We start from the raw sequence: 633 nt of genomic DNA on the forward strand, positions 1-633 counted from the left end.
GGCTGATGGTGACTTTTTATTAAGAAAATATGATGATTTTGACGGGCGTCGAAACCTGCGTGTAGAGGTTGGAAAATTTCCAAGCGTCAGGGCTCCACACCTGATAGTTTCGAAACGCAATCAGTTAGTTAAGACCCAAAGAAGAAGGCTTTTAAATGACGGCACGGCAACCATATCATCTGTCATGGCAACTATTGACAGCAGTCATTATTATTGGTTTCGTCATCTTTGTAGAATATTGGCCACATGTCACTGACAACACACTAATGGGCGGTGCTTTGGTCAGTGGCGGCCTGTGTATCGGCACCTTACATAAGGCACATCAATCAGCCCACCACAAAGAAAAGTAATGTTTGAAGGCAACGACCAGCAAAATAAGCTGCAGAGTAACCTGCAACTTATCAACGGATTCAATTAATTTGTCTAGTTTGGCATTTTGGCAAGAAATGGGCGTGCATAATTGACTTTCCCGTGCACACTGGCTAGAACACCGGGCACGAGTTCCTTAATGAGATGATCTTCGGCAACAATCGAAAATGGCGGTTCAAGTTTGTAGGCGGCTGCTTTACGAAATCCGAACCGGCCGAAGAATTGACGATCACCAATCGCACTGACAAAATCGCGGCGTAGATC

At 45.0% G+C, this 633-nt stretch carries 2 protein-coding genes; one reads left to right on the forward strand and one right to left on the reverse strand.

The window, feature by feature from the left end:
* Positions 1 to 256 (forward strand): hypothetical protein (locus ACTHTS_RS10905; protein WP_440370041.1); only part of this gene is annotated, 256 nt, incomplete at its 5' end.
* Between the two features lie 167 nt (positions 257 to 423).
* Here the strand turns inward: ACTHTS_RS10905 and ACTHTS_RS10910 are convergent.
* Positions 424 to 633, reverse strand: a 210-nt coding sequence (locus ACTHTS_RS10910; protein ID WP_440370042.1) for a hypothetical protein, incomplete at its 5' end; no start/stop codon positions are given.

This window comes from Neisseria sp. P0019.S003, assembly GCF_051957115.1.
GTDB classification, from domain to species: Bacteria; Pseudomonadota; Gammaproteobacteria; order Burkholderiales; family Neisseriaceae; genus Neisseria; species Neisseria flavescens_D.